The sequence below is a fragment of the Microvirga sp. 2TAF3 genome (assembly GCF_052114965.1).
Taxonomy (GTDB): domain Bacteria; phylum Pseudomonadota; class Alphaproteobacteria; order Rhizobiales; family Beijerinckiaceae; genus Microvirga.
Genome location: NZ_JBFRFT010000001.1, coordinates 494,863 through 513,782, shown reverse-complemented (window position 1 = coordinate 513,782; position 18,920 = coordinate 494,863). Strand labels below are relative to the sequence as shown.

The 18,920-nt window shown below is 64.4% G+C and carries 19 protein-coding genes; 9 read left to right on the top strand and 10 right to left on the bottom strand.

Translation table 11 applies throughout. From position 1 onward, the window contains the following. From AB4Y97_RS02410 to xth, 3 genes are all read left to right on the top strand, one after another. Positions 1-474, top strand: a 474-nt coding sequence (locus AB4Y97_RS02410) for a DNA translocase FtsK (RefSeq protein ID WP_441997387.1), incomplete at its 5' end; no start/stop codon positions are given. Positions 475-652: 178 nt separating this feature from the next. Then, the gene (locus AB4Y97_RS02405; RefSeq protein ID WP_441997386.1) at positions 653-1,603 is read left to right on the top strand and encodes an outer-membrane lipoprotein carrier protein LolA; all 951 of its coding nucleotides are present in this window, start codon (positions 653-655) and stop codon (positions 1,601-1,603) included. 132 nt (positions 1,604-1,735) lie between these two features. Next, entirely contained in the window at positions 1,736-2,548 is an 813-nt protein-coding gene (gene xth, locus AB4Y97_RS02400) for an exodeoxyribonuclease III (protein ID WP_441997385.1), read from the top strand. A gap of 169 nt (positions 2,549-2,717) precedes the next feature. On the opposite strand, the gene AB4Y97_RS02395 is transcribed toward xth, so the two are convergent. Together AB4Y97_RS02395 and AB4Y97_RS02390 are read right to left on the bottom strand one after the other, a co-directional pair. Beyond that, a complete protein-coding gene (locus tag AB4Y97_RS02395) occupies positions 2,718-3,212 on the bottom strand; it encodes a cyclic nucleotide-binding domain-containing protein (RefSeq protein WP_441997384.1) in 495 nt (164 codons plus the stop codon). A 1-nt stretch (position 3,213) separates the two neighbouring features. Beyond that, entirely contained in the window at positions 3,214-3,900 is a 687-nt protein-coding gene (locus AB4Y97_RS02390) for a response regulator transcription factor (RefSeq protein ID WP_441997383.1), read from the bottom strand. 127 nt (positions 3,901-4,027) lie between these two features. Between AB4Y97_RS02390 and AB4Y97_RS02385 the strand changes: the two genes are divergently transcribed. The 3 genes from AB4Y97_RS02385 to AB4Y97_RS02375 all read left to right on the top strand — a co-directional run bounded on the left by AB4Y97_RS02385 (position 4,028) and on the right by AB4Y97_RS02375 (position 5,408). Continuing rightward, positions 4,028-4,561, top strand: a complete 534-nt coding sequence (locus AB4Y97_RS02385; protein ID WP_441997382.1) for a L,D-transpeptidase family protein — start codon at positions 4,028-4,030, stop codon at positions 4,559-4,561. 81 nt (positions 4,562-4,642) lie between these two features. After that, positions 4,643-4,840: a YqaE/Pmp3 family membrane protein gene (locus AB4Y97_RS02380; protein ID WP_441997381.1), complete on the top strand. Its 198-nt coding sequence runs from the start codon at positions 4,643-4,645 to the stop codon at positions 4,838-4,840. A 118-nt stretch (positions 4,841-4,958) separates the two neighbouring features. Further along, complete coding sequence (locus AB4Y97_RS02375) at positions 4,959-5,408, top strand: baeRF12 domain-containing protein (protein ID WP_441997380.1); 450 nt, start codon at positions 4,959-4,961, stop codon at positions 5,406-5,408. Between the two features lie 28 nt (positions 5,409-5,436). On the opposite strand, the gene AB4Y97_RS02370 is transcribed toward AB4Y97_RS02375, so the two are convergent. Together AB4Y97_RS02370 and AB4Y97_RS02365 are read right to left on the bottom strand one after the other, a co-directional pair. Next, positions 5,437-6,954, bottom strand: a complete 1,518-nt coding sequence (locus tag AB4Y97_RS02370; RefSeq protein ID WP_441997379.1) for an ATP-binding cassette domain-containing protein — start codon at positions 6,952-6,954, stop codon at positions 5,437-5,439. Positions 6,955-7,282: 328 nt separating this feature from the next. Continuing rightward, the gene (locus tag AB4Y97_RS02365) at positions 7,283-7,963 is read right to left on the bottom strand and encodes a YggS family pyridoxal phosphate-dependent enzyme (RefSeq protein WP_441997378.1); all 681 of its coding nucleotides are present in this window, start codon (positions 7,961-7,963) and stop codon (positions 7,283-7,285) included. Between the two features lie 141 nt (positions 7,964-8,104). Here AB4Y97_RS02365 and leuS point away from each other — a divergent pair, with 141 nt between their 5' ends. The 3 genes from leuS to holA are packed head-to-tail and all read left to right on the top strand — an operon-like array spanning position 8,105 to position 12,280. Next, the gene (gene leuS / locus AB4Y97_RS02360) at positions 8,105-10,732 is read left to right on the top strand and encodes a leucine--tRNA ligase (RefSeq protein WP_441997377.1); all 2,628 of its coding nucleotides are present in this window, start codon (positions 8,105-8,107) and stop codon (positions 10,730-10,732) included. Beyond that, on the top strand, positions 10,719-11,255 hold the full coding sequence (lptE, locus tag AB4Y97_RS02355; protein ID WP_441997376.1) for an LPS assembly lipoprotein LptE: 537 nt from the start codon (positions 10,719-10,721) through the stop codon (positions 11,253-11,255). Before leuS ends, lptE begins: the two co-directional genes overlap by 14 nt. A gap of 5 nt (positions 11,256-11,260) precedes the next feature. Then, entirely contained in the window at positions 11,261-12,280 is a 1,020-nt protein-coding gene (gene holA / locus AB4Y97_RS02350) for a DNA polymerase III subunit delta (protein WP_441997375.1), read from the top strand. Between the two features lie 9 nt (positions 12,281-12,289). Here the strand turns inward: holA and pip are convergent, their stop codons facing one another. The 6 genes from pip to mnmG form a co-directional block, all read right to left on the bottom strand. Beyond that, the gene (gene pip / locus AB4Y97_RS02345; RefSeq protein WP_441997374.1) at positions 12,290-13,258 is read right to left on the bottom strand and encodes a prolyl aminopeptidase; all 969 of its coding nucleotides are present in this window, start codon (positions 13,256-13,258) and stop codon (positions 12,290-12,292) included. Between the two features lie 82 nt (positions 13,259-13,340). Then, the gene (locus AB4Y97_RS02340) at positions 13,341-14,348 is read right to left on the bottom strand and encodes a threo-3-hydroxy-L-aspartate ammonia-lyase (RefSeq protein ID WP_441997373.1); all 1,008 of its coding nucleotides are present in this window, start codon (positions 14,346-14,348) and stop codon (positions 13,341-13,343) included. A gap of 244 nt (positions 14,349-14,592) precedes the next feature. Continuing rightward, positions 14,593-15,480 (bottom strand): ParB/RepB/Spo0J family partition protein, encoded by an 888-nt coding sequence (locus AB4Y97_RS02335; RefSeq protein ID WP_441997372.1) that lies wholly within the window; start codon positions 15,478-15,480, stop codon positions 14,593-14,595. A 21-nt stretch (positions 15,481-15,501) separates the two neighbouring features. Further along, positions 15,502-16,338 carry a ParA family protein gene (locus AB4Y97_RS02330; RefSeq protein WP_441997415.1) on the bottom strand — a complete coding sequence of 279 codons (837 nt, stop codon included), beginning with the start codon at positions 16,336-16,338 and terminating at the stop codon, positions 15,502-15,504. Further along, positions 16,338-16,967 (bottom strand): 16S rRNA (guanine(527)-N(7))-methyltransferase RsmG, encoded by a 630-nt coding sequence (rsmG, locus tag AB4Y97_RS02325; protein WP_441997371.1) that lies wholly within the window; start codon positions 16,965-16,967, stop codon positions 16,338-16,340. The genes AB4Y97_RS02330 and rsmG overlap by 1 nt, the downstream gene beginning before the upstream one ends. 5 nt (positions 16,968-16,972) lie before the next feature. Continuing rightward, positions 16,973-18,859, bottom strand: a complete 1,887-nt coding sequence (mnmG, locus tag AB4Y97_RS02320; RefSeq protein ID WP_441997370.1) for a tRNA uridine-5-carboxymethylaminomethyl(34) synthesis enzyme MnmG — start codon at positions 18,857-18,859, stop codon at positions 16,973-16,975. Positions 18,860-18,920: the final 61 nt, after the last annotated feature.

Below are 18,920 nucleotides of genomic sequence, written 5' to 3'. Positions count from 1 at the left end.
ACCTCGAAGATCGACAGCCGCACGATCCTCGGCGAGATGGGCGCCGAGCAGCTCCTGGGCCAGGGCGACATGCTGTACATGGCCGGGGGCGGGCGCATCACCCGCGTGCACGGGCCGTTCTGCTCCGACGAGGAGGTCGAGAAGGTCGTGGCGCATCTCAAGCGGCAGGCCCGGCCGCAATATCTCGAAGCGGTCACGGCGGACGAGGACGAGGGCGGAGCGGGCGGCGACAGCCCGGTCTTCGACCAGGGTGAGTTCGGCTCAGGCTCGGGTGATCTCTACGATCAGGCCATCGCCGTGGTCCTGCGCGACAAGAAGGCCTCGACCTCCTACATCCAGCGCCGGCTGCAGATCGGCTACAACCGCGCCGCCTCGCTGATGGAGCGGATGGAGAAGGAGGGCATCGTCGGCCCCGCCAACCATGCCGGCAAACGCGAGATCCTTATGGAAAGCCCGGATACGGGGGAGGATTAAGAGAGGTATATATCGACGCATTTGGAACCTTAGCCCTAGGCGTTGCGTCATCGATTAGCCACATGAGGGGGCTAGCGCCTTTTCCGCAAAAGTGGATTTCCGGTTCTGCGGAAGGAAATGCGTTTCATCAGAACACCTTAGCGCAGCGCCCGAATTGAGAGACAAGGAAACCTTTCGAATGCGCCTTTCGAGCTTTGCCTGCCTTGCAACGATCCTCGCCGCCTCCGCCGGCGCGGGAGCGGTGCCAGCTGCGGCTCAGGTGCTTCCCCTGGAAATGATCCAGCCTTCGAAGACCCCGGTGGCTCCCGCGACCATCGCCTCCGCCGCGGAAGGGTTCAATCTCTCCGCCGCCCCCCTGGCGACCACGACCTTCCAGCCGCCCCAACCCACTCCCGTCGAGGAAGCCGCGCGGCCAGCGCCGGCCGAGCCGGTGAAGCAAGCCTCCTCCTTCCCGGAGGTCGCGCCCCTGCCGCCGCCGCCGGTGCGGCCGGTTGAGCTCAAGACCGCCACGGCGGAGCCGGTCGAAATCGCGCCCGTCGTCACCGCCTCGGCCGGTCCGGCGGCGGTCGCCAAGGTCGAGCACTTGTCGAACCGCGAAATCATCGAGCGGGCAAACGCCTATTTCACGGGCCTGAGCACTCTCGTGGCGGATTTCACGCAAGTCGGCGGCGACGGCCGCAGGCTCGGCGGCACCCTCTATCTCCAACGCCCCGGCAAGCTCAGGTTCGAATACGATCCGCCCGCGACCCTCGAGGTCATCGCGGACGGCACTTCGGTCGCGGTGCGGGATAAGAAGCTCCTGACGCAGGATCTCTACTTCATCCAGCAGACGCCGCTGAAATTCCTGCTGCGCGAACAGGTCAATCTCGGCAGGGATATCGCCGTCACCGGGATTTCCAGCGAGCCGAATTCCGTCCGCGTCAACCTGGAGGACTCGTCGACCCTCGGGGGCACCTCGCGCATCACGCTCTATTTCGACCCGGCGGTGCAGACCCTGACGCAGTGGCGGATCGTCGATCCGCAAGGATTCCAGACCGTGGTGACGCTCAACAAGGCCGATCGCAGCCGGCGCATCGACCAGAGTCTCTTCCGCATCCCGAATGCGCCGACCATCGGCAATAACCGGTAGTTTCCGCGACAACCGGACCCTGGCGTGCGGGCCTGGATGAGGGTCTGGAGGGCATCGGACAATCGCCGCTCTTCCCTCGGGCGGAAATCTGTCGTAGCCGAAGATATCTCAAGGCTACAGGGTGCCCGTCCCGTGAACCTCACCGTCTCCACCTGGAACATCAACTCCGTCCGCCTCCGCATCGACCAGGTCCGCCGCTTTCTCGACGAGCGTCGTCCCGATGTCCTGTGCCTGCAGGAGACCAAGTGCCCGAACGACAAGTTCCCCCTGAAGGAACTGCAATCCTTCGGCTATCCCTTCGTCGTCCATATGGGACAGAAGGGCTATAACGGCGTCGCGATCCTCTCCCGCTATCCCTTCGCCGAGACCGGCACGATGGAGATGTGCGGCCGGCAGGATGCCCGCCACATCTCAGTGACGCTGACCCAGGCCAAGGCCGCCTCCGGCATCACCCTCCATAATTTCTACGTCCCCGCTGGCGGCGACATCCCCGATCCGGATCTCAACGAGAAATTCCGCCATAAACTGCAATTCATGGAAGAGCTGCGCGCCTGGGGCGGCCGCTCCCGGCCGACCTCGGCGCCGGCGATCCTGGTGGGCGATCTCAACGTCGCGCCCCTGGAGCACGACGTGTGGAGCCACAAGCAGCTCCTCGACGTGGTCAGCCACACACCCATCGAAACGGCGGCGCTCGAAGAGCTGCGTCAGGAGGCCGGCTGGGTCGATGCCATGCGCGCCTTACGCCCCGAGCCGGAGAAGATCTATTCCTGGTGGAGCTACCGCTCGCCCGATTGGGAAGCCGCCAACAAGGGCCGCCGACTCGATCACATCTGGCTTTCCGACGATCTCGCCGGCACCGTCCGATCCATGGATGTGACCAAGGAAACCCGCGGCTGGGACCGCCCTTCCGACCATGCGCCGGTGACGGCGGTGCTGGAGCTTTGAGGCCCTCTCCTTCTTGGGAGAAGCAGAACCGCATCTGTTCCCCGCCTCATCCTGAGGAGCAGCCGAAGGCTGCGTCTCGAAGGAGGATCCAGAGAGCGCTGGAGACGCCTCTCCTTCGAGACGGTCACTACGTGACCTCCTCAGGATGAGGCTATGCAGCGCTCGACCTTTACTCTTCCTCACCCCGCGATACCGGAATTTCCTCGCCATCGATCGCGATGAGCTTCTGGCGGACATGCTCCAGACTGCGGGTCAGGCGGGTCAGGTCCTGTGCCATCGCCTCGTGCATGGCGGCGGCGGCGGCGGGAAACTCTTCCAGCACGCGGCGCATCAAGCTTGGGCTGACACGGATCACCGTCGAGGGCTCGCGGGCGGTGGCGGTGGCCGGGCGCTCGATGCGGGTGAAAAGCGCGGCCTGGCCGATCAGGGATCCCGGCCCGGCGATGAAGGCGGTTGGTGAACCGTCGTCAGGGACATCGAGCGCGATGGCACCCCGGCTCACCACATAGCCGCCATCCGAGCGGTCGCCCTTGCGGAACAGGGTGTCGCCCGCCCGCAGGGTCCGGCTTTCGGACGCGAACGCGACGAGGCGCAGGGCATCCCGGTCCAGCAGGCTGAACAGGGGCGCCTGCATGAGAATCCCGATATCGTCTTCAAGGGCCATCTTAAGGGATCAGCTTGTAGCCGCCAGGCTCGGTGACGAGGATGCGGGAATTGGACGGATCGGATTCGATCTTCTGCCGCAGGCGGTAGATATGGGTTTCCAGCGTGTGGGTTGTGACGTTGGAATTGTAGCCCCAGACCTCCGCGAGCAGGGTATCGCGCCCCACCACCGCCTGACCGGCGCGGTAGAGATAGCGCAGAATTGCCGTTTCCTTTTCCGTCAGCTTGAGCTTGGAGCCCTTCTCGCTGGTCAGCAGCTTCGAGCCGGGGCGGAAGGTGTAGTGGCCGATCTGGAAGACCGCATCCTCGCTCGCCTCGTATTGGCGCAGCTGCGCCCGGATACGGGCGAGAAGCACGGCGAACTTGAACGGCTTGACCACGTAATCGTTGGCGCCGGCCTCAAGCCCCATCACGGTATCCGTATCGGAACCCTGGCCGGTGAGCATGATGATCGGGCTGCGGAAGCCCTCGCGGCGCATCAGCTTGACCGCCTCGCGCCCGTCCATGTCGGGCAGGCCCACATCCATAATGGCGAGGTCGATCCGGTTGCCCTTGACGACCCGGATGGCCTCGGCGGCGGTCTCGGCGGTTGCAACCTGGAACTCGTCGTAAAGGCCGAGCTGTTCGGCGAGCGTGTCGCGCAAGTCCTGATCGTCGTCGACGACGAGAAGACGGCTGGCATTCGACATCTCAAACCCTTTAACGATGGAACGCGCGAACGCTGGAGCGAAGCCCCTTTTCCGGAGCTTGCACTAGCCCTTAGACTAGTCATTCCCAACTTGACAACAAGGGGCTGGTCCGGCCCTTCCACCGTCCATGAAGAGAACCCGCGTCAACCTCATCGTCGTGCACCGCTCCCCACTCGACCATCGCCGCGGGCGGCTGCAGGCGGGAAATCTCGTTCTGCCCTGCGCGCTCGGGCGCTCCGGGACCCGCTACGGCAAGCGCGAGGGCGACGGCGCCTCTCCCATCGGCCGCTTCGCCCTGCTGCAGGGCTTCTACCGCGCCGACCATGGGCCGCGCCCCCGGTCGGGCCTCAGGCTTCGCCCGATCAGGCGGGGCGACGGCTGGTCGGACGATCCCAAGGACCGGCGCTACAACCGCCTCGTGCCCCTGCCCTGCCCGACGAGCCACGAAAAGATGTGGCGGGACGATCATCTCTATGACGTGGTGATCGATATCGGCTGGAACCGCGGCCCCATCACGCGGGGGCGCGGCAGCGCCATCTTCCTCCACCTCGCCCGCCCCGGCTTCACGCCGACGGAGGGCTGCGTTGCGGTGGACAGGGCCATGATCCGTCGCCTGATGGAACGCATCGGGCCGGAGACGCGGATCAGGATCGTGGGATAGGCGACGCAACCCGACCGGCCTTTGCAACGGAAAGCCGCGTTCTTATCTACGGCTTGGTTTCGAACGAAAGGCCGATCGCGAATGCGCCTCCTGATTGCTTTGATCCTGCCCTGGCTGACCTTTTTCACCATCGGCCGACCCTTCGCCGGGCTGATCTGCCTGATCCTGCAGATCACCATCATCGGCTGGCTTCCGGCGGCGCTCTGGGCGGTCTATGCGCTCAGCCAGTTCAAGACCGACAGGAAGATCGCCGAAGCGCTGCGGCAGAACGGCCGCTGACGCGATCCACCGCCTTCCCGTTCGAGATGGCGGCATGGTAACCTGCCCCAAGGCTTGGAGGATTTGGGCTGGGGGATTTCGCGCCGATCTTGTCACCTCTCGCGAAGGGAGCGTGTCCGTGACCAAACATCTCAAATTGCCTCACGACGGCCTTGTGCTCGTCAGCGACGGGCGAAAGGCTTTGCTGTTGAAGAATGCGGGCGATGAGGTCCGCTGGAACCTCAAGGTCGAGAAAGTGCTGAACGCGCCCGACAATCCGTCGACGGCGCAGCAGGGAACGGACAAGCCGGGACGGGCCTTCATGGTCGGCGGCCCGCGCAGCGCCGTGGAACAGACTGATTGGCATGCTCTGGCCGAGGCGCGCTTTGCCGCCGATGTCGCGGCGGAAATAGAGGGCATCGCGCCCCGGGCCGGGACCCTGATCGTGGCGGCCCCGCCGCGCACCCTGGCAGAACTCCGCAAGCACTTCTCCGACGCCGTGAAGGGCTGCATCATCGCCGAGATCAACAAGGATCTGACCAAGCATCCCGTTCACGAGATCGAAGAGCATCTGCTGGCGAAGCTCTGAGGCTGCCCTTTTCCCTGGCCCGGCAACGTCATCCGGCTCTCAGCGTCGCGTAGAAGATGTCGGGCGACTCGATCTCCTTCACCTTGCGGCCTTCGACGACGAGGAAACGCGTGCCGATGGCCCCGATGAAACTGCGATCGTGCGAGACCAGGATGCCGGTGGCCTCCGATGCGAGAATTTCCGATTCCAGTGCCTCCCGGCCGGGGATGTCGAGGTGGTTGGTGGGTTCGTCCATCAGGTAGAAATTCGGCTGTGCCAGACGCAGCGCCAGAAGGCCGAGCCGCGCCCTCTCGCCCGGCGAGAGAGCTCCGATCGGCCGCTGCTGTTGTTCGATGCTGAAACCCGCGCCGGCCAGCAGCGCCCTGCTGCGCTGGTCGCCCAGGCGGAATGCCGACAGGATGAAGCCGAGGGGCGTTTCCTTCACCGGCACCTGCGACAATTCCTGATCCGTATAGCCGAGCACGAGTGTAGGGCTGACCCTGATGCCGGCCGTTTGGTCCGGTTGCTCCATGGCCTTTCGCAACAGGCGGACGAATTGCGACTTGCCGACCCCGTTGCGGCCGAGCACGACGATGAGATCGCCCTGCGCCACTTCGAGTTTCGGGATCTCGAACAGCCTGTCTCCATCCGGCTTGCGAACGGTGACATTCTCCAGGGCGACGAGAACCTTGGCGTGCGTGCCGCGATTGGCGAGGCGGATCTCGCCGGTCCGCTCCTTGTGCACCGCGTGCAATCCCTCCTCCAGCGCCTCCGCGCGTTTCTTCAACTGCTTGGCTTTGGTCAATAAGAGATCGCTGCCGCTATTGATGCCGACATTGCGCAACTCGCCCGCATTCTGCCGCAGCCGCTTGATTTCCCGCCGGTCCTTCTCGTTCCTGCCGGCAATCGCCGCGTCGTAATCGTCGAGCAGGGCGCGAGCCCGGCGATAGGGATGGTTAAAGGAAACCGAGGTCTCGGGCCTCAGGAAGAGGGTTTTCGTGGTGCAGGCGTCCAGAAAGTCCCGGTCGTGGCTGGCAACGACCACGGGAACCTGACGGGCGACGCTGCCGATCCATTCTTCCAGCAGCAACAGCTTCTCGAGATCGAGATGGTTCGTCGGCTCGTCGAGCAGCAGGGCATCCGGCTCCGTGACCCAGGCCCGCGCGATGAGCGCGAGCCGTTGCCAGCCGCCGCTCAAGGACCGCACCGGCAGCGTACGAAGCTCGGCAGAAGCCTCGAACTCGTCGAGCACCACATCGACCCGCCAATCCTGCCCGTCGCGCTCGGCGGGCGGAATGGCGCGGCGGATGGATTCATGGAGCGACAGATCGAGCAGGCCCTGCGGCATGTCCTGCTCCACGAGCGCCACGCGCATCCCCCGCGAGCGGGTGATCTCGCCATGTGTCGGCTCAAAAAGGTTGGCGAGGCATTTGAGCAGCGTGGTTTTTCCGGCACCGTTACCGGCGACGAGACCGAGCCGGTCCTGCTCGCCGATGACGATATTCAGATTTTGAAACAGCGGATCTTGCGCAAGGACGGTAACATTGCGGAGGCTGATGGAGCCCATTTTTCATCTCTTGAGGTGCGGCGCGGCCGCATGGTGGCGGATATCGCGCGAAATCGTGAACGGTTCGTCAGGCGCGGCCTAAGCCTTTGAGGGGCAGCGGCGCGGAAAGCCGTTCAGAGCTGACCTTGAGATGAGATGAAGACGCGAAGCGTCAGATCCGTATCGTGGCCGGCCCTGCAACAAGCTGCTGCAGGGCATTCCAGGGGCCGAACATGCGTTGCTGAATTCGCTTATACATGCAGCCCTCCCTGGTTGGCGTTGCCGATAGGCGGAAACCTTAGCCGTGGGCTGGCCGCCAAGCAACCCTGTTCGCGAAAATCATGGGGTCTTAACCCGCCCTCGGCCTCGTCCCGAAAATCGCGCTGCCCACCCGCACATGGGTGGCCCCGAGCTGGATCGCCGCGTCGTAATCGGCGCTCATGCCTATGGAGAGCGTCTTGAGACCATGCTTCTTCGCCATCATATTGAGGAGAGCGAAATGCGGCGATGGCGGGTCTTCCGACGGCGGGATGCACATCAGTCCCTCGACGGTCAGGCCGTAGCGGTCGCGGCAGGCTTCCAGGAAGCTGTCGACATCGGCCGGCATGACACCGCCCTTCTGCGGCTCCTCGCCCGTGTTCACCTGCACCAGAAGGCGCGGCGTCTTTCCCTGCTTGGCGATTTCCTTCGCGAGCGCTTCGGCGAGCGAGGGCCGGTCGAGGGTGTGGATCGCGTCGAAGAGCTGCACCGCCTCCCTGGCCTTGTTGGATTGCAGCGGGCCGATGAGGTGGAGCTCCACGTCCGGGTAACGTTCGCGAAGTCCAGGCCATTTGGCCTTGGCCTCCTGCACGTAGTTTTCGCCGAAGACCCGCTGGCCCGCGGCCAAGACCGGCTCGATATCCTCGGCGGGAAAGGTCTTGGAGACGGCGACAAGCGTGATCGACGAGGGATCGCGCCCGTAATCGGAGGCCGCGCGGGCGATGCCGGCCTGGACCTGTTCCAGGCGCTCGACGGGGGTGTTGTCGCTCATATGATTCCTCTGCACGGCATTCTCGCGCGGGAAGCCGTTGACCGCGCGGGAGAGCTGTGTCCTAGTCCGCGCCAACCCTGTGGCGCAAGGTCCTGCTATCTTCGCCGCTAACATCTTTGCAATGACGGACAGAAAAGAAAAATGAGGCCCGAGCGCTACAACGCCAAGGAAGCCGAGCTGAAATGGCGGAAGGTCTGGAACGACCGCGACCTGTTCAAGACCGGGAACGACGATCCACGCCCGAAATACTACGTGCTCGAGATGTTCCCCTATCCGTCCGGGCGCATCCATATGGGCCACGTGCGCAACTATACCATGGGCGACGTGGTGGCGCGCTACAAGCGGGCCAAGGGCTTCAACGTTCTCCATCCGATGGGCTGGGACGCCTTCGGCATGCCGGCGGAGAATGCCGCCATGCAGAACAAGGTTCACCCGAAGGAATGGACCTACGCCAACATCGCCTCCATGCGCAGCCAGCTCCAATCCATGGGTCTCGCCATCGACTGGAGCCGCGAGATCGCCACCTGCGACCCGAGCTATTACAAGCACCAGCAGCGCATGTTCCTTGATTTCCTCAAGGCCGGCCTGGTGGACCGCAAGACCGCGAAGGTGAACTGGGATCCGGTCGACCACACGGTGCTCGCCAACGAGCAGGTGATCGACGGGCGCGGCTGGCGCTCGGGCGCCCTGGTTGAGAGCCGCGAGCTGACCCAGTGGTTTTTAAAGATCACCGATTTCGCGCAGGAACTCTACGACAGCCTCGATACCCTGGAGCGCTGGCCGGAGAAGGTGCGCCTGATGCAGCGCAACTGGATCGGCCGCTCCGAGGGCTTGTTGGTGCGCTTCGCCCTCGATCCGGCGACTACCCCGCGCGGCGAGAACGAGGTCGAGATCTACACGACGCGGCCGGACACCCTGTTCGGCGCGAAATTCGTGGCGGTCGCACCCGATCATCCGCTGGCCAAGGCCGCGGCCGAGAAGAACCCGGAGCTGGCCGCCTTCATCGAGGAGTGCAAGCGCACCGGCACGGCGCAGGAAGCCATCGACAAGGCGGAAAAGCTCGGCTTCGACACCGGCATCCGCGCGGAGCATCCCTTCGATCCGAACTGGAAACTGCCGGTCTATGTGGCGAATTTCGTCCTGATGGAATACGGCACGGGGGCGATCTTCGGCTGCCCGGCGCACGACCAGCGCGACCTGGACTTCGTCAACAAATACGGCCTCGGCAACACCCCCGTCGTCTGCCCGCCGGACGTGGATCCGGCGAGCTTCGTCATCACCGACACGGCCTATGACGGCGACGGCCGCATGATCCATTCCCGGTTCCTCGATGGCATGACCATCGCCGAGGCGAAGGAAGAAGTCGCGCGCCGCCTGGAAAGCCAGACCCGCAACAACCGTCCGGTGGCCGAGCGCAAGGTGAATTTCCGCCTGCGCGACTGGGGCATCTCGCGCCAGCGCTATTGGGGCTGCCCGATCCCGATCATCCATTGCGACGATTGCGGCACCGTTCCCGTGCCGCAGGACCAGTTGCCGGTGACCCTGCCGGAAGACGTATCCTTCGACGTGCCGGGCAATCCGCTAGACCGGCATCCGACCTGGAAGCACGTGAATTGCCCGCAATGCGGCGGGCCTGCCCGCCGCGAGACGGACACCATGGACACCTTCGTGGATTCGTCCTGGTATTTCGCCCGTTTCACCGATCCGACCCTGACCGACCGGCCCACCGACCGGGCCACCGTCGATCACTGGCTGCCGGTCGACCAGTATATCGGCGGCATCGAGCATGCGATCCTGCATCTGCTCTATTCGCGCTTCTTCACCCGCGCCATGAAGGTGACCGGCCATGCCGGGCTCGACGAGCCCTTCGCCGGCCTGTTCACGCAGGGCATGGTGGTGCACGAGACCTACAAGGACGCGAACGGCGCCTGGGTGCTGCCCGCCGAGGTGCGCTTCGAATCCGAAGGCGGCGCGCGGAAAGCCTTCCATGTGACGACCGGCGCCCCGATCGAGATCGGCTCGATCGAGAAGATGTCGAAATCGAAGAAGAACACGGTCGACCCGGACGAGATCATCGCCTCCTACGGCGCCGATACCGCACGCTGGTTCATGCTGTCCGATTCGCCGCCCGAGCGCGACGTGATCTGGACCGAGGAGGGCGTGCAGGGCGCGGGCCGCTTCGTCCAGCGCGTGTGGCGTCTCGTCTCCGATCTGGCGGATCGCTCGGCTGGCGCCAGGGGCGACGGCGCGGCGGAGCAGGGTCCCATCGGCACGGCCCTGCGCAAGGCCGCGCACAAGGCTCTCGCCGCCGTCGAAGAGGATGTGGAGCGCCTGCGGTTCAACCGCTGCGTCGCCCATCTCTACGAGCTCTCGAACAGCCTGCAGGATCTGCTGAGCCAAGCCAAGGGTTCCGACGAGCCGGGTCTCGCGGACGCCTTCCGCGAGGCGGGACGCATCTTCGTGCAATTGCTCGCTCCGATGATGCCGCATCTGGCGGAGGAGAGCTGGGCGGCCCTGGGCCAGCCGGGCCTCGCGGCGGAAGCCGCCTGGCCGCAGATCGACCGCTCGCTCCTGGTCGAGGACGCCGTCACCTTGCCCGTCCAGGTCAACGGCAGGAAACGGGCCGATGTCACCGTGGCCCGCGATGCGGATCAGGCCGCCATCGAGGCCGCCGTGCTCTCGCTCGAAGCCGTGCAACGGGCTATGGAAGGGAAGCCTGCCCGCAAGATCATCGTCGTCCCACAGAGGATCGTGAATGTCGTCGCTTAATGTCAAAGGCTTCGCCCGTTTTGCTGTCGTGGCGGGCCTCGCTCTCGGCTTGTCCGCCTGCTTCCGGCCGCTCTACGGCCCGACCGCGTCGGGCGAATCGCTTCAGGCCGTCCTCGCCTCGATCGACGTTCCCGAGCTGAAATGGGCCGATTCGCAGACCCGCATCAGCCATTACATTCGCAGTGAGATGATCTATGCCCTCAACGGGTCGGGATCGGATACGCCCAAGCGCTACGTGCTGAATCTGTCCCTGAACCAGCAGATCACCTCGCCGATCGTCGATACGGTAACCGGTCAGGCGCAGACGGCGACGATCATCGGCAACTTGGCCTACACGCTGGCCACTCCAGACGGATCGAAGGTCGTGACCGCGGGCACGGCGACGTCGCAGGTGACCTATGAACGCTTCCCGCAGCGTTTCGCCACCGTGCGCGCAGCGCGCGATGCGGAAATCAGGCTGGCGAAGGCCCTGGCGGAGCAGACCAAGACCCGGTTGGCGGCGACGCTGGCAACGCGCAGCTAAAGGCCATGGTGGCCGTCAAAGCCGGTGATGTGGATGGGGTACTGCGGCGCCCCAATCCTGTCATCGGCGTCTTTCTCTTCTACGGCCCGGATATTGGCCTGATCAACGAGCGGGCGCGGGCGCTGGCCGAGCGGTCGGTCGAGGATCCGTCGGATCCGTTCCAGCTCATCCGCATCGATGGCGACGACATCGCCTCCGACCCGGCCCGTCTTTCCGACGAGGCCGGGACGATGGGCCTGTTCGGCGGCAAGCGCGCGCTCTGGATCAAGGCGACCTCGCGCAACATCGCGCCGGCCGTGGATGCGGTCCTGAAAGGCAAGCTGCAGGATACGGTCATCGTGATCGAGGGCGGGGATCTGGCGAAATCCTCTCCCTTGCGCACCCTGTGCGAGCGCTCGCAGAACGCGCTTGCCCTGCCCTGCTACGCAGATACGGGACGCGATCTCGGCGCGGTCGTCGACGAAACCCTGAAAAACGGCGGCTTTTCCATCACCCGCGACGCGAGGGCCGCGCTCATCGCCAGCCTTGGCGGCGACAGGCTCGCCACGCGCGGGGAATTGTCCAAGCTCATGCTCTATGCCCATGGCCAGCGCGAGATCACCCTCGAGGACGTGGACGCGATCATGAGCGACGTGTCGAGTCTCGCCATGGACACGGTGGTGGACGCGGCCTTCGCTGGCCAGGGAACGGAGCTGGAAACCGGCTCGCGCCGGCTGGCGGCGGAGGGGGTCAGCGCCTCGACCGTTCTCGGCGCGGCGCTCCGCCATGCCCTGATGCTGCTCTCCGCCCGCCTCGCCGTCGAGGAAGGGCGACCGGTCAGCGCCGTCATGGAAAGCATGCGCAGCCTGCACTTTCGCCGAAAACCCCTCGTCGAGCGCCATCTCCAGCGCTGGACGGCCGAGAGCCTCAAACAGGCCATCGCCCAGCTCCAGGCGAGCCTTCTGGAAACCCGCCGCCTGTCCCATCTCGATCATGTGGTGACGGCCAAGACCTTACTCGATCTGGCGCGGGCGGCGCGGCGCTGAGACGACCATTCATCCTTCGCGACGCGCGGCGAAACGATTCGTGGCGGCGACAATGGATTCGCTCATGCCCGGATCGCGCGCATCGTGGCCTGCTTCGCCGACAATGATGAGTTCACTCGCGGGCCAATGCTCCTTAAGACGCCAGGGCGTGACGAGCGGACCGCCGATGTCCAAGCGGCCATGGATCAGAACTCCGGGGATGTCGGAGAGGCGGTCCACGTCCCGCACCAGAATGCCCTCCTCCAGCCAACCTCTGTGACGCCAATAATGCGTGACGAGACGGGCAAAACCCAGCCGGAACGCTGCCTGCTCATAGCGAGGATGAGGCTTGTGGTTCGGATGAACAGCAACAATGGCCATTTCCCAATCGCACCAATCCCGCGCCGCCTTTTCGCTAACCGCAGGGTCCACGTCCATGAGAAGACGATGATAGGCATTGACGAGGCAATCGTCGCGCTCGGTCTCCGGGACGCCAGCGCGAAAACGGACCCAGGCCTCGGGAAAGAAAGCACCGACGCCGCGTGTGATCCAATCGATTTCCCAGGCTGAGGTGGTCGCGATGCTGAAGAGCACCATCTCGGTCACACGGTCGGGATGAGTCTCGGCATAGGCCAGCGCCAATGTCGATCCCCAGGAACCCCCGAGCACCAACCATCGCCTGATTCCGAGATGGACCCGCAGTCGTTCTATATCCGCGAGCAGATGGGCGGTCGTGTTGGTGGCCAGATCGATATCGGGCGAGCTGGCATGTGGCGTGCTTCGGCCGGAGCCGCGCTGGTCGAACAAAACGATGCGGTAGGCCTCAGGATCAAAGTACCGTCGCGCACCGGGAGTACAACCGGAGCCGGGCCCTCCGTGAAGAACAAGCGCGGGCTTTCCCTCGGGATTGCCGCAGGTCTCCCAGTAGATGATATGCCCATCGCCGACATCGAGCATACCGGCGTCGTAGGGTTCGATTTCTGGGTAAAGACCGGCCATGTGCGAGCAATAGATCGCCTGCGGGCCAACCACAACCTCGCAAGCTCAGGCCGCCATCGACAACAACTTATCGAGCCGTTGGTCAGCCCGCCAAGAACCCCGCCAGAGCCTTCGGGTCCACATTGCCGCCGCTGAGGACGATGCCGACGCGCTTTCCGGCGCAAGGAACGACGCCGTTCAGTACGGCTGCGGCGGCGAGGCAGCCCGTGGGCTCGACCACGATCTTCATGCGCTCGAAGAAGAAGCGCATGGTGTCGACCAGCATCGCGTCGGATACGGTCACGATATCCTCAGCAAGCGCCCGGATGATCGGGAAGGTTTTCTGGCCGAGTGAGGGGGTCTGCGCGCCGTCGGCGATGGTTTTCGGGATGGGGATCCTGACGATGGACCCCGTTCTGAAGGATTGCTGGCCGTCATTGCCCGCCTCCGGCTCGACACCGAAGACCCGGCATCCGGGCGAGAGCGCCTCGGCCGCCAGGGCCGCCCCGGCGAGCAGGCCTCCGCCGCCGAGGCAGACGAAGAGCATGTCGAGGGGACCGACCTCTTCGATCAGTTCCTTGGCGGCCGTGCCCTGACCGGCGATCACGTCGTCATGGTCGTAGGGCGGGATCAGGGTCAGGCCCCTCTCCGCCGAGAGCCGCCACCCGATTTCCTCCCGGTCCTCCTTGTAGCGATCGTAAAGGACGACCTCGGCGCCATAGGCCCTGGTCGCCGCAACCTTCAGGGCCGGCGCATCCTGGGGCATGATGATGACGGTAGGCACGGACTGAAGCTGGCCCGCATAGGCGATGGCCTGGGCGTGATTGCCCGAGGAGAAGGCCACGACGCCGAGCCGTCTGGCCTCGCCGGACAACCGCGCGATGGCGTTATAGGCGCCACGGAATTTGAAGGCCCCTCCCCGCTGCAGGTTCTCGGCCTTGAAGAACAGGGTCGCACCGGTCCTGGAATCGGCGGTGCGCGAAGTGAGCACGGGCGTGCGGTGAGCGATCCCCGCAATGCGCCCGGCCGCGGCAACCACGTCCTCATAGGTCGGCAGAGCCCCTGAAGCAGGCGTGGCAAGGGTAAGGCCGTCTCGACTTTGCGTGCTCATAATCCGCTCACCGAACTTGAAATCGTAAAAACCTATCGGTTTTCCTACCGCTAAAGCCTCGGACCTAAAAGTGGATTCCACTTCTAGAAACATCCGATGCTTTCTCTTTTGGTGAGAGCATCCTGTGGCCGCAAAAACCGGGTCCATTTTTGCGCACGATGCTCTAGAGGGGCTGGATGCGATCTCGCGAAGGGCTGGCGGCCATCGTCGGGATCTCATCCAACAACTTGATAAAAAAGGCTTTTCAACTCGCCGGATTCAACCGGCGGCACAGGCCGTCGAGCTGTTCCAGGGTCTTGTAGCGGATGCGCAACTCGCCGCTTTGCCCCTTGTGGTCGATGGTCACCGCGAGGCCGAGCACGTCCTGCAGCGCCTTTTCGAGCGCGCGGGTGTCGGGGTCCTTTGCCGCCTTCGGCTTGGCCGATTTCGTCTCGAGCGCGGCAGGCTCAGCCTGGTCCGCCTGGGCGATTTCCTCGACCTGGCGGACGCTCAGCCCCTGGCTCATGACCTTCTTCGCCACACCGAGCGGGTCCTTGACCGAAAGGAGCGCGCGGCCATGGCCTGCGGTGATCTGCCGGTTCACAAGCAGGTTTTTTACCGGATCGGGCAGATCGCCGAGACGCATCATATTGGCGATGTGGCTACGGCTCTTGCCGATGACCTTGGACAGCTTCTCCTGCGTATAGGAGAATTCGGCCATCAGCCGCGAATAGCCCTGCGCCTCCTCGATCGGATTGAGATCGGCGCGCTGGACGTTTTCGAGAATCGCGTATTCGAGCGAGGTCTTGTCGTCGATATCGACGACGACAACCGGAACCTCGTGCAGCCCCGCGGCCTGGGCCGCGCGCCAGCGCCGCTCGCCGGCGACAATCTCGTAATGGTCCGGCTTGTTCGGCGCAGGCCGGGCGACGATGGGCTGGATGATGCCACGGTCGCGAATCGACTGGGTCAATTCCTGAAGCTCGCTATCCTCGAAAGTCTTTCGCGGATTGCGCGGATTGGGGCGCAAGAACTCGACCGGCACCTTGCGCTGGCCCTTGCCGCCACGCTCGACCGTGCCAATCTCGTCGCCGACCTCGCCGATCAGAGCGGCCAGACCTCGTCCCAAGCGCGGCTTACTTTCTTCTGCCATTGACCCCTCTTAAGGTTGATTTCAAGCGGCGCGCAGCGCGCGCTCCCGTTGGATGATTTCGGATGCAAGTCGGAGATAGGCCTGCGAGCCGGCGCATTTCAGATCGTAGAGCAGGACCGGCTTGCCGTGGGACGGCGCCTCCGACACGCGGACGTTACGTGGGATCATGGTCTCGTAGACCTTGCTGCCCATGAACTGGCGGACATCCGCCACCACCTGTCCCGACAGGTTGTTGCGCGGGTCGAACATGGTCAGGACGACGCCATGGATCGACAGTTGCGGATTGAGAGCCGAGCGGACCTGCTCGACGGTCTTCAGCAACTGACTGAGGCCTTCCAGGGCGAAAAATTCGCATTGGAGGGGGACCAGAACGGCGTCAGCAGCCGTCAATGCATTGATGGTCAAAAGATTGAGCGATGGCGGGCAATCGATCAAAATATAGGTAAAAGGATCCGTTACCTCATAGGTCATGAGACCCTGAATCGCCGACCGGAGTCGATGCGCGCGGTTTCTCTCGCTCGCGATCTCCAATTCGATGCCCAACAGGTCGAGGGTCGAAGGCGCCACGAAGAGGCGCGGCACCACTGTCTCGGTGATGGCGCCTTCCAGAGACGCCTCCCCTGCCAGGACATGGTAGGTCGAAACACTGCGGTTCTTGCGGTCGATGCCGAGCCCCGTCGAAGCGTTGCCCTGTGGATCGAGATCGACAATCAGCACTTTCTCGCCGATGGCGGCAAGCGCCGTTCCGAGGTTGATGGCCGTCGTCGTTTTGCCGACGCCGCCTTTCTGATTGGCAAGCACCAAAGTACGCGGCTTAGCCGGTCGCGCTTCCGGTTCGGATACGCTGCGGTCGGTCATCATGACTGGCTCTCAATGGAGGTAATGCGAAGAATCCTGGCTTCGGAATCGGTTCGGCTTGGCAGGATCTCTGCCTCGAACTTCCACGATTCTCCTGCCTCGGTCAATTCGGCTTCCACATCACGGCCCTTGGGAAAGAGGCCGGTTGTCCCCGTTTTCAACAAGGGCTCGGTCCATTCCAGAAGCCTGCCGAGGGAAGCCAGGGCGCGAGCCGAGACGACATCGGCCCGGCCGACGAAGTCGGGAATAACGGTCTCGAGCCGCGCTTCGTGCACCTTGGCATGAACGCCGGTGAGGCGCGCGATGTGGCGAAGGAAAGCGCATTTGCGCGAATTGCTTTCGACCAGATGAACTTCGAGCCCGCGTTCGAACCCGGCAATGGCCAGGACGAGCCCCGGGAAGCCGGCGCCTGATCCGAGATCGAGCCACAGCCTGGCATCCGGCATCAGCGTGTAGAGCTGGAGCGAATCGGCGATATGCCGCTCCCAGATCTGGTCGAGCGTGCCAGGGCCGACGAGGTTCTTGATCGCCTGCCAGCGCCTCAGCTCGCTTTCCAGAAACGCCAGCTTGTCCGATGTTTCACGTGAAACATCGAAGGGCTTCAGGATTGCGGAGATATCTGCTGTCACCGGCTTCATTGCAGAACCGATTCCATCTCGGTCCGCTCGCTCCCGGCAAGGCGCTTGGCATGGGCCGCCAGAAGCGTCAGCGCCGCCGGGGTCACGCCCTCGATGCGAGCCGCCTGCCCGAGCGTCCGGGGGCGGACTCGGTCGAGTTTGGCCTTGATCTCATTCGACAGGCCGGGAAGCTTCTGAAAGTCGATGGCATCCGCCAGCACGATGCTCTCATCCCGCCGATAGGCCGCGATATCGGCCTTCTGACGGTCGAGATAGACCGCATAGGTGGCGTCCGTTTCCACGCGCTCGCAAATCGCGGCGGGGACCGAGGCCAGCTCCGGCCAGATCGCGGTGAGCTCGGCCCAGCCGATATTGGGATAGGACAGGAGTTGATAGGCGCTGCGCCGGATGCCGTCCTGGTTCAGTTCGAGCCCCCGGCGCGCCGCCTCCATGGGGGTGATGGTCAAGGCCTGGAGAGTTTCTGCCGTCCGGCGAAGGTCCTTCTGGGAAAGCCGGAAATGCGCCTCGCGGGCGGAACCGATACAGCCGATTTCCAGCCCCTTCCCAGTCAGGCGCTCATCGGCATTGTCGATGCGCAGGCTCAGCCGGTATTCGGAGCGTGAGGTGAACATGCGATAGGGCTCGCTGACGCCGCGCGTGACGAGATCGTCGATGAGCACGCCGATATAGGATTCGGCCCGGTCGAAAACGACGCCTTCCTGGCCGACTGCGCGGCGGGCCGCGTTGATGCCGGCGACTAGCCCCTGCGCCCCCGCCTCCTCATAGCCGGTGGTGCCGTTGATCTGCCCCGCCAGGAAGAGCCCCTCCACCGCCTTGGTCTCAAGGCTCGGCGTCAGGTTGCGCGGATCGACGTAATCGTACTCGATGGCATAGCCGGGCTGGAGCATCCGCACCCGCTCAAGACCCGGGATATGGGCGAGAAGACCAAGCTGCACATCCTCCGGCAGGGAGGTCGAAATGCCATTGGGATAGACCGTGATGTCGTCGAGCCCCTCCGGCTCCAGGAAGATCTGGTGGCCGTCCCGGTCGCCGAACCGTACCACCTTGTCCTCGATGGAGGGGCAATAGCGCGGACCCGTGCTCTGAATATCGCCGGAATACATGGGCGCCCGGTGCAGGTTGTCCCGGATCAGCGCATGGCCGGCGGCCGTGGTGCGGGTGATGCCACACTCGATCTGAGGCACGGTGATGCGAGTCGTGAGCGTCGAGAAAGGAACCGGCTCGTCATCCGCCGCCTGCTTGTCGACGGAGGCCCAATCGATGGTCCGCCCGTCGAGGCGCGGGGGTGTGCCGGTCTTGAGGCGACCGAGGCTGAAGCCGAGCCGCTGGAAAGTCTTGGGCAGGCCGAGGGAGGGGCGCTCGCCCATGCGTCCCGCCGGGATCTTCCGCTCGCCGATATGGATCAAGCCCGACAGGAAGGTGCCGGTGGTCAGCACGACGGAGCCGGTCGGGAGCACGCGGCCGTCGGCCAGGACGAGGCTCGCCACCCTGCCCTCATGGATCAGGATATCGTCGGCCTCGCCTTCGATGATCGTGAGATTCGGAGTCTGGGACAGCTCAGCCTGCATGGCGCGCGCATAAAGCTTGCGGTCTGCCTGGGTGCGCGGACCGCGCACGGCCGGGCCCTTGCGGCGGTTGAGCAGCCGGAACTGGATGCCCGCCCGGTCGGCGATGCGTCCCATGACGCCGTCGAGGGCATCGATCTCGCGCACGAGGTGACCCTTGCCGAGACCGCCGATGGCCGGGTTGCAGGACATGGCGCCGATGGTGGCGGCCTTATGGGTCACGAGCGCGGTCTGCGCTCCAACGCGCGCGGCAGCCGCCGCGGCCTCCGCCCCGGCATGTCCGCCACCGACAACGATCACGTCGAAATGTCGAGTCATCACAATCTCCGTGCAAGGGCTGTACGGCCTGCGGAAACCCAGGTCAAAGGACAAAATGTTT